This is a genomic window from Nocardia sp. NPDC004722, from assembly GCF_053601505.1.
In genome coordinates this window covers 1-9,574 of the sequence record NZ_JBSGBY010000326.1, presented here as the reverse complement: position 1 = coordinate 9,574, position 9,574 = coordinate 1, and the positions used below count along the sequence as shown (strand labels likewise).

The window sequence follows — 9,574 nt, the reverse complement described above, 5'->3', positions numbered from 1 at the left end:
AACGGCACGTCCGCGTGCGCGAACGCCTGCAGATCGCGCTCGCGCACGGTCTTCAGCAGTTCGGTGAAGCTCGCGCCGGTGTCCACCGGCGAACGCAGCACCAGGGTGTTGACGAACATGCCGACGAGATCGTCGAGCGCCTGCTCGCCGCGGCCCGCCACCGGAATGCCGACGGCGATGTCATCGGTGCCGCTCAACCGCGCCAGCAGCGCGGCGAAGGCGCTGTGCACCACCATGAACAGGGTGGTGGCATTGCTCTGCGCCACCCGGTTGAGACCGGCGATGAGCTCGCCCGGCACCTGGAAGCGATGGGTGCCCGCGTCGTAGGAGGCGACGGCCGGACGCGGCTTGGCCGACAGGCGCAGCTCGTCCGGCAGGCCGGACAGCGTCGAAGACCAGTAGTCCAGCTGCTCGGTGATGAGCGAACGCGGGTCCTCTTCCGAACCCAGCGTCTCCCGCTGCCACAGCGCGTAATCGGCGTACTGCACCGGCAGTTCGGTCCAGCCCGGGGTCTCGCCCTGGCTGCGCGCGATGTAGGCGGTCATGAGATCGCGCACCAGCGGGTTCATCGAGAAACCGTCGGCGGCGATGTGGTGGGCCACCAGGACGAGGACGTGATCGTCCGCGGCGAGGCGGAACGCGCGCAGGCGCACGGCAGTCTCGGCGGTGACGTCGAAACCCTGTGCGGCGAAGGCGTAGACCGCGGCGAACAGCTCACCCTCGGTCACGTCGAGCACGTCCAGCTCCGGCACGGCGCGCCCGGTCGGCAGCACCTTCTGGTAGGCGACGCCCTCGTGCGAGGGGTAGATGGTCCGCAGCGACTCGTGCCGCGCGATCACATCCGCGATCGCGCCGCGCATGGCGTCGAGATCCAGTGCGCCCGTGAGCCGTACGGCCGCCGGGATATTGTTCGCGGCCGACTCCGGATCGAACCGGTTGAGGAACCACATGCGCTGCTGCGCGAGCGACAGCGGCGGGTACTCCGGCCGCGTCCGCACGGTGAGCGCCTGGCGCACACCGGTTCCCGCGTGCGACTCCACCCGCGCGGCCAGCGACGCCACGGTCGGGGCCTCGAACAGCGCGCGCACGCCGATCTCGGCGCTCAGCGCCGCCGACAGCCGCGCCACGACCTGGGTGGCGACCAGCGAGTTGCCGCCCAGCTCGAAGAAGTCGTCGTCCACGCCGACCCGCTCGACGCCGAGCAGATCGGCGAAGATCTGCGCGATGATCTCCTCGATCGGCGTCGCGGGGGCCCGGAAACGCTTGGCCTCGAACACCGGAGCGGGCAGCGCCCGGCGATCCAGCTTGCCGGAGGCATTCACCGGGAAGGCATCGAGCACCACGATCGCGGCCGGAACCATGTAGCCCGGCAGCGAGGAGCCGATCGCGATCTTGACCGCGTCGAGATCGACGACCGAATCCGGTTCGCGGACCACGTAACCCACCAGCTGATCGCCGGCGTGCGCGTCGGTGCGCACCACCACGACCGACTGCGCGATGTTCGGCTGCGCCAGCAGCGCCGCCTCGATCTCGCCCAGCTCGATGCGCAGACCGCGCAGCTTCACCTGGAAGTCGGTGCGGCCCAGGTAGTTCAGCTCACCGTCAGCGGTCCACGTGACCAGGTCACCCGTGCGGTACATGCGGTCGCCGCCCACGAACGGGTTGGCCACGAACCGGTCGGCGGACAGGTCCGGGCGGCCGAGGTAGCCGCGCGCCAGCTGATCGCCCGCGAGATAGAGCTCACCCGCGACACCCGGCGCGACCGGGTGCAGACGGGCATCGAGCACGTAGGTTTCGGTGTTCCAGACCGGGCGGCCGATCGGCACGAACACGGTGTCGGTGTCCACGACCTCGTGGTAGGTGACGTCGACGGCGGCCTCGGTGGGGCCGTAGAGGTTGTGCAGGCGCGCACCGGTCAGCTCGCGCAGCTTCTGCGCGGTCGGCGCGGGCAGCGCCTCACCGGAGGCGAAGACCTGCCGCAGACGCGGTGCGGGGACCGAGGCGTCGCCGTTCTCGTTGCCGAGGGTGGCGACGAAGACCGACAGCATGGACGGCACGAAGTGCGCGGTGGTGATGCCGGTTTCCGCGATGACCTGCGCCAGGTACACCGGGTCACGGTGCCCGTCCGGCTTGGCGACCACCAGTCGCGCGCCGGTCTGCAAGGGCCAGAAGAACTCCCACACCGACACGTCGAAGGTGGCCGGAGTCTTCTGCAGCACCGCGTCGTTCGCGTCGATCGGGTACTCGTGCTGCATCCACAGCAGGCGGTTCACGATCGCGCCGTGCTCGACGGCCACACCCTTGGGGCGGCCGGTCGAACCGGAGGTGAAGATGACGTAGGCGGTGTGCTCGGGCCGGATCGCCGCGCCCCGTTCGGCATCCGTGAGCGGCGCGTCGGAGTAGGCGTCCAGGTTGAGCGAATCCACCTCGAGCACCGGCACATTGCGGCCGGTGACGAAGTCGTCGCGACCGGTGGTCAGAATCGCGACCGGCCGCGCCACATCGAGCACGTAGTCGATGCGCTCACCCGGCTGATCCGGATCCAACGGCACGTACGCGCCGCCGGCCTCCAGCACCGCGTACATAGCGACGACCAGATCCAGCGAGCGCCGGATGGCTAGCGCCACATGCGATTCCGCGCCTACGCCCTGCGCGACGAGCTTGCGCGCCAGCTTGTGCACCCGCGCCGAGAACTCGGCGTAGGACAGACTTGTCCCCTCGAACTCCACGGCAGGCGCATCGGGGCTGGTCAGAGCCTGTGCCTCGAACAGCGAGACCAGGGTGCCCGGCTCGATCGCATGCGACGTGTCGTTCCACTCGTCGAGCACCTGCGAGCGCTCATCGGCGACCAGCAGGTCGATATCCCCGAGCGGCAGCTCCGGATTCGCCACCACGGCGGCCAGGATCAGATCCAAACGGCGCGCGAACGCCTCGATGGTCGGCTCGTCGAAAAGGTCCAGCGCGTAGGAGATCTCGGCGGACATGCCCGCGTTCTCGCCGCGGTCGTCCTGCGCCTCCTGCAAGGTGAGTTGCAGGTCGAACTTCGCCAGGCGCGCGTCGTAGTCGATGCCGTTGACCGACAACCCGGGCAGCTCCAGGCTGGCCTGCCGGGTGTTCTGGAAGGTCAGCATGACCTGGAACAACGGGTGCCGCGCCTGCGAACGCGACGGGTTGAGCACCTCGACCAACCGCTCGAACGGCACATCCGCGTGCGCGAACGCGTGCAGGTCGGCGTCACGAGAACGGGCCAGCAGATCGGCGAAGGTCTCGTTGCCGTCCACCTCGGTGCGCAGCACCAGGGTGTTGACGAACATGCCGATCAGATCGTCCAGCGCGGCCTCACCACGACCGTGCACCGGGGTACCGATCGCGATATCGGACGTCCCCGACAACCGCGCCAGCAAGACCGCCAAAGCGGAGTGCATGACCATGAACAGCGAGGCATTGTGCCGACGGCCCAGATCCACCAGCGCCTGCTGGGTTTCCGCCGAAATCGCGAACGGGTACGTGCCACCCTGGTAGCTGGCCACGGCCGGGCGCGCCCGGTCGGCGGGCAGCACCAGTTCGTCGGGCAGATCGGCCAGAGCGTCGGTCCAGTAGCGGATCTGCTTGGCGATCAACGACTCCGGGTCTTCCTCGGAACCGAGGACCTCACGCTGCCACAGCGCGTAGTCGGCGTACTGCACCGGCAGTTCCGCCCACGCCGGAGCCTCCCACGAGGTGCGGGCCGCGTAAGCCACCATGACGTCACGCGCCAGCGGGCCCATGGACCAGCCGTCGGCGCTGATGTGGTGCACCACCATGCCGAGGATGTACTCGGTCTCACTGAGCTCGAAAAGCGCCGCGTGCAAAGGCACTTCGTCGGTCACATCGAAGGCCATGGTGGCCAGCTCGACCAGGTGATCGATGAGATTGGCGTCGGTGACCGGCACCGGCGTCAGGTCCGGCACGATCTGCGCGGCGTCCAGCACCCGCTGCACCGGGCCGTGCACGGTCTCCGGGAACACCGTGCGCAGCGACTCGTGACGGTCGATGACGTCGATGACCGCGACCTGCAGGGCCGCGATATCCAGCTCACCCGACAGGCGAATCGCCACCGGGATGTTGTTGACCGCCGAGGCGGTGTCGAAGCGGTTGAGGAACCACATGCGCTGCTGCGCAAGCGAAAGCGGCACCTCGCTGGGGCGTTCGCGGGCGACGAGCGCCTTGCGGCCACCGTCACCGACGTGCGATTCCACGCGGGCCGCCAGGGCCTCCACCGTGGCCGCCTCGAACAGCATGCGCACCGGGACACGGGTATCGAGCGCGGTACCCAGCCGGGTCGCGACCTGGGTGGCGATCAGCGAGTTGCCGCCCAGCTCGAAGAAGTCGTCGTCCACGCCGACGCGCGCGATACCGAGCACCTCGCCGAAGATCTGGGCGACGATCTCCTCGATCGGCGTTGTCGGAGCGCGGAATTCGCGGACCTCGAAGCGCGGCGCGGGCAGCGCGCGGCGATCCAGCTTGCCCGACGCGTTCACCGGGAACGCGTCCAGCACCATGATCGAACCCGGCACCATGTACGCGGGCAGGGTGCGCTGCAACGAGGTCTTGACCCCGTCCAGATCCACCGGGCCGCGGGTCACGATGTAGGCGACCAGCTGATCGCCGGCGACCGTGTCGATGACCAGCACCACGGCCTGCTGCACCTTGCCGTGCGAGAGCAGCGCGGTCTCGATCTCGCCGAGCTCGATGCGCTGGCCGCGGAACTTCACCTGGAAGTCGGTGCGGCCGATGTAGTCGATGACGCCGGGATCATTGTGGTTCCAGCGCACCAGGTCACCGGTGCGGTAGAGCCGGGTGCCCGGCGCGCCGTACGGGTTGGCGACGAAGCGCTCGGCGCTGAGGTCCGGGCGGCCGAAGTAGCCGCGCGCCACCTGCGCGCCACCCAGGTACAGCTCACCCGGGACACCGGCGGGCACCGGGCGCAGGCCCTCGTCCAGCACGTAGGTCTGCGCGTTCCACACCGGGCGGCCGATGGGCACCGAGGTGACCACGGGCGCGTCGATGGGCGCGTAGGTGGCGTGCACGGTGAACTCGGTCGGGCCGTACAGGTTGTGCACCGCGGCGGTGGAGAAGCGGCGGAAGGCCGTCACGGTGGCGGGCGGCAGCGCCTCACCGGCGACGAGAACCGCACGCAGGGACAGGCATTCGGCGGCCGAGGCGCTGGAGGCGAACACGCTCAGCATGGACGGCACGAACGAGGTCATGGTGACCCGGTGCCGTCCGATGACCTCCGAGAGGTACATCGGGTCGCGGTGCCCGTCCGGCGCGGCGATGACCTGCTGCGCGCCCACGGCCAGCGAACCGAACAGCTCCCACACCGAGACGTCGAAGGTGACCGGCGTCTTCTGCAGGATCACATCGGTGTCGTCGATGTCGTATTCGCCGGTGATCCAGGCGATCTGGTTGAGCACCGCGGCATGCGGCACGGCCACGCCCTTGGGGCGGCCGGTCGAGCCGGAGGTGAACAGCACGTAGGCGGCATTGTCGGCCCGCAGCGGGGCCAGCCGGTCCGCGTCGGTGACCGGGGCGTCGCTGTAGTCGCTCAGATCCAGCGAATCCAGGTGCAGCACAGCGCAATCCGACGATTCCACCGCATCCAGCGCGGTGGTCAGCAGCACCACCGGCTCGGCGGTGCGCAGCACGTAGTCGGTGCGCTCGGCCGGGTGATCCGGATCGATCGGCACGTACCCGCCACCGGCGGTCAGCGTCGCGTAGATGGCGACCAGCATGTCCACCGAGCGGCGAATGCCCACCGCCACCAGCGACTCCGGGCCCACGCCGTCGTCGATGAGCTTGCGCGCCAGGCGATTGACCCGGCCGTCGAACTCCGCGTAGGACAGCTCCTCGGCCGGGCCGAACATGCTGCCGCTGCGCTCGCCCGGATCGAAGATCAGGGCGGTGGCCTGCGGGCGGATCCGGACCTGGGCCTCGAATAGATCGAGAACCGTCGCGGCGGAGGGTAGCTCGCGCTCGGTGTGGTTCCAGGCGTGCAGCACGGTCTCGCGCTCACCCGAACCCAGCACGTCGATATCGCGCACCACCGTCTCCGGCGCGGCGACCGCGGTCTCGAGCACGCGCAGGTAGCGCTGCCCGAACTCGGTGACGGTGGCGGCGTCGAACAGATCGGTGGCGTAGGACAGCACCACCGACAGCCCGGCGGGCGCACCGGCCAGATCGCGCTGCTCGGTCAGCGTCCACTGGAGGTCGAACTTGGCGATGTCGACCTCGAGCTCGTCCGCGGAGACGGTGAGGCCGGGCAGCTCCATGGAGCCGTGCGACATCTCCTGGAACGACAGCATGACCTGGAACAGCGGATGCCGGGCCTGCGAACGGGTCGGGTTGATGACCTCGACCAGCCGCTCGAACGGGACATCGGTATTGGCGAAGGCCGCCAGATCGGTCTCCCGGGTGCGAGCCAGGAAATCGGTGAAGCGTTCCGCCCCATCCACTTCCGAGCGCAGCACCAGGGTGTTGACGAACATGCCGATCAGGTCGTCGAGCGCCTGCTCACCACGACCGGCGACCGGGGTGCCGATGGCGATATCGGAGGTACCCGACAACCGGGCCAGCAGCACCGCCAGCGCGGAATGCATGACCATGAACAGCGAAACACCCTGGGCGCGAGCCAGACCCGCGAGCCGGGTGTGCAGTTCCGCCGGGATCTCGAAGGTGACGCGCGAACCGTGGAAGCTCTGCACGGGCGGCCGCGGACGGTCGGCGGGCAGATCCAGCTGATCCGGCAGACCGGCCAAACTCTCACGCCAGTGCGTGATCTGGCGCGCGGCCATGGACTCGGCGTCGGATTCCGCGCCCAGCACCTCGCGCTGCCAGATGCTGAAGTCCTGGTACTGCACCGGCAGCGGAGCCCACGCGGGTTCCTGACCGGCGACGCGCGCCAGGTAGGCGGCGGTCATGTCGCGCGAGAGCGGACCGAACGAGAAGCCGTCCGCCGCGATGTGATGCACGACGAACGCGACGGCCAGATCGACGTCGCCCGGCTCGTTCGCGAGCCGGAAGACCCGCACCCGGATCGGCAGCTCGGTCGACACGTCGAACCCGGTGGAGGCGAATGCCGCCAGCGCGGAAGGCAATTCGGCCTCGGCGAGATCCACCACCTCGATGCCCAGATCCACCTCGGACATGGGCAGCACGCGCTGGAAGCCGCCGTCCCCGGACTCGGGGAAGATGGTGCGCAGCGATTCCTGGCGCGCGACCACATCGCTCAGTGCCAGCTGCAGCGCCTCGATATCGACCTCGCCGCGCAACCGGACCACGAACGGCAGGTTGTAGGTCGGCACATTCGGGTCGAACTGGTTGAGGAACCACATGCGCTGCTGCGCGAGCGAGAGCGGCACCCGCTCCGGCCGCTGCTGCGCGACCAGCGGCGGACGCGCCGAGACATCCGACGGCCCTTCGGCTTCCACGCGCGCGGCCAGACCGGCGACGGTCGGGCTCTCGAACAGCGCGCGCACGCCGAGACGGGTGCTGAAGGCGGCGGAGATGCGCGCCACCACCTGGGTGGCGACCAGCGAGTTGCCGCCCAGATCGAAGAAGTTGTCGTCGACGCCGACCCGCTCGTGACCGAGCACATCGGCGAACACGCCCGCCACGATCTCCTCGGCGGCCGTGCGCGGGGCCCGGTATCCGGCGGCGTCGGCGCTGAACACCGGCTCGGGCAGGGCCTTGCGGTCCAGCTTGCCGGAGGTGTTGAGCGGGAACGCGTCCAGCACCATGATCGACGCCGGAACCATGTAGGACGGCAGCTTCTCGGCGACGAAACGGGTCAGCTCGGCCGGGTCGATCGACTGGCCCGGCTTGGGCACCACGTAGGCGACCAGCTGCTGACCGGTGGCGGTGTCCATCACCAGCACGGCGGCCTGGCTGACGGCCGGGTGCGCGAGCAGATCGGTCTCGATCTCGCCCAGCTCGATGCGCTGACCGCGGAACTTGACCTGGAAGTCGGTGCGGCCGATGTACTCCAGCGCGCCGGACTCGTTCCACCGCACCAGGTCACCGGTGCGGTACATGCGCTCGCCCGAACCGAACGGATTGGCCACGAACCGATCCGAGGTCAGATCCGAACGACCCTTGTACCCGCGCGCCAGCTGACGACCCGCCAGATACAGCTCACCCGAAGCCCCGATCGCGGCCGGTCGCAGACGCGAATCCAGTACGTAGACTTCGACATTCCATTCGGGCAGACCGATCGGCACCGTGACGGTGTCCGCGGCCGTGTTCTCCCAATAGGTCACCGAGACCGCGGCCTCGGTCGGCCCGTACAGGTTGTGCAGCCCCGCGTCGGTGATCTCGCGGAAGCCCGCGCCGGTCTCCGGCGGCAGCGCCTCACCGATCACGAAAACGTAGCGCAGCGAGGCACATTGGGCCCGGGTCGCGTGCGAGACGAACACCGTCAGCATGGACGGCACGAAGTCGGTGACCGTGACGCCGTGGCGCTCGATCATCTCGGCCACGTACAGCGGATCGCGGTGACCGTCCGGGGTGGCGACGATCAGCTTCGCGCCCACCAGCAGGGGCATGAAATAGCCCCAAAGCGACACGTCGAAGGTGGTGGCCGTCTTCTGCAGGTAGACATCGTCGGCGGTCATCGGATACTCGTCGAGCATCCACAGTTCCTGGTTGACGATGGCGTGGTGGGTGACCGCGACACCCTTGGGGCGACCGGTCGAACCCGAGGTGTAGATGACGTAGGCGGTGTTGTCCGGCCGCAGCGGCGCGAGGCGATCCGCGTCGGTGACCGGCTCATCGGAGAACGCCGACACATCCAGGGTGTCGATCTCCAAGCGCCGCACCGACTCCGGCAGCTCGAGCTCGTCGCGCGCGGTGGTCAGCACGCAGACCGGTCCCGCGGACTCGAGAATGTAGGCCGTGCGATCGGCCGGATGATCCGGGTCGATCGGCACGTACGCGCCACCGGCGCGCAACACCGCGTGCATGCCCACGACCAGGTCCAGCGAACGCCGCATGCCCAGGGCCACCAGCGATTCCGGCCCGACGCCGTCGGCGATCAGGAAGCGGGCCAGGCGGTTCACGCGCGCGCCGAACTCGGCGTAGGTGAGCTGCTCACCCTCGAATTCGACGGCGACACGGTCCGGGGTGAGCGGAATCTGCTTGTCCAGCAACGCCGGAAGCGTCGTGGTCGGCACCTCGTGGCCCGACTCGTTCCACTCCAGCAGCGTCTGGACGCGCTCGTCCTCGGTGGTGATCGGCAGACCCCACACGGTCTGCTCGGCCCCCGCCGCCAGGAAACGATCGAAGAACTCCAGGAAACGCGCGTGATGGCTGCGAGTCTCACCCTCGGAGTACAGGTTGGGGTTGGTCTCGAAGTCGATGTGGTTCCGGGTGCCCTTCACCGACTGGTAGAAGTTGACGCCCAGATCCTCGATGGAACCGGTGGACAGCACGCTGTACTCACCGGTGATGTCGCCCAGCACGACCTCGTTGTGGAACAACATGATGTTGACCCACGGGCCGATGTACTGGGACCCGACCTCGCCACCGCTGACCTCGC

Annotated in this window: 1 protein-coding gene; it reads right to left on the bottom strand. The window is 68.9% G+C overall.

Annotated features, from left to right (window positions below; all coding sequences use genetic code 11):
• A partial coding sequence (locus ACWELQ_RS27595; protein ID WP_452399955.1) for an amino acid adenylation domain-containing protein occupies window positions 1-9,574 on the bottom strand: 9,574 nt, incomplete at both ends.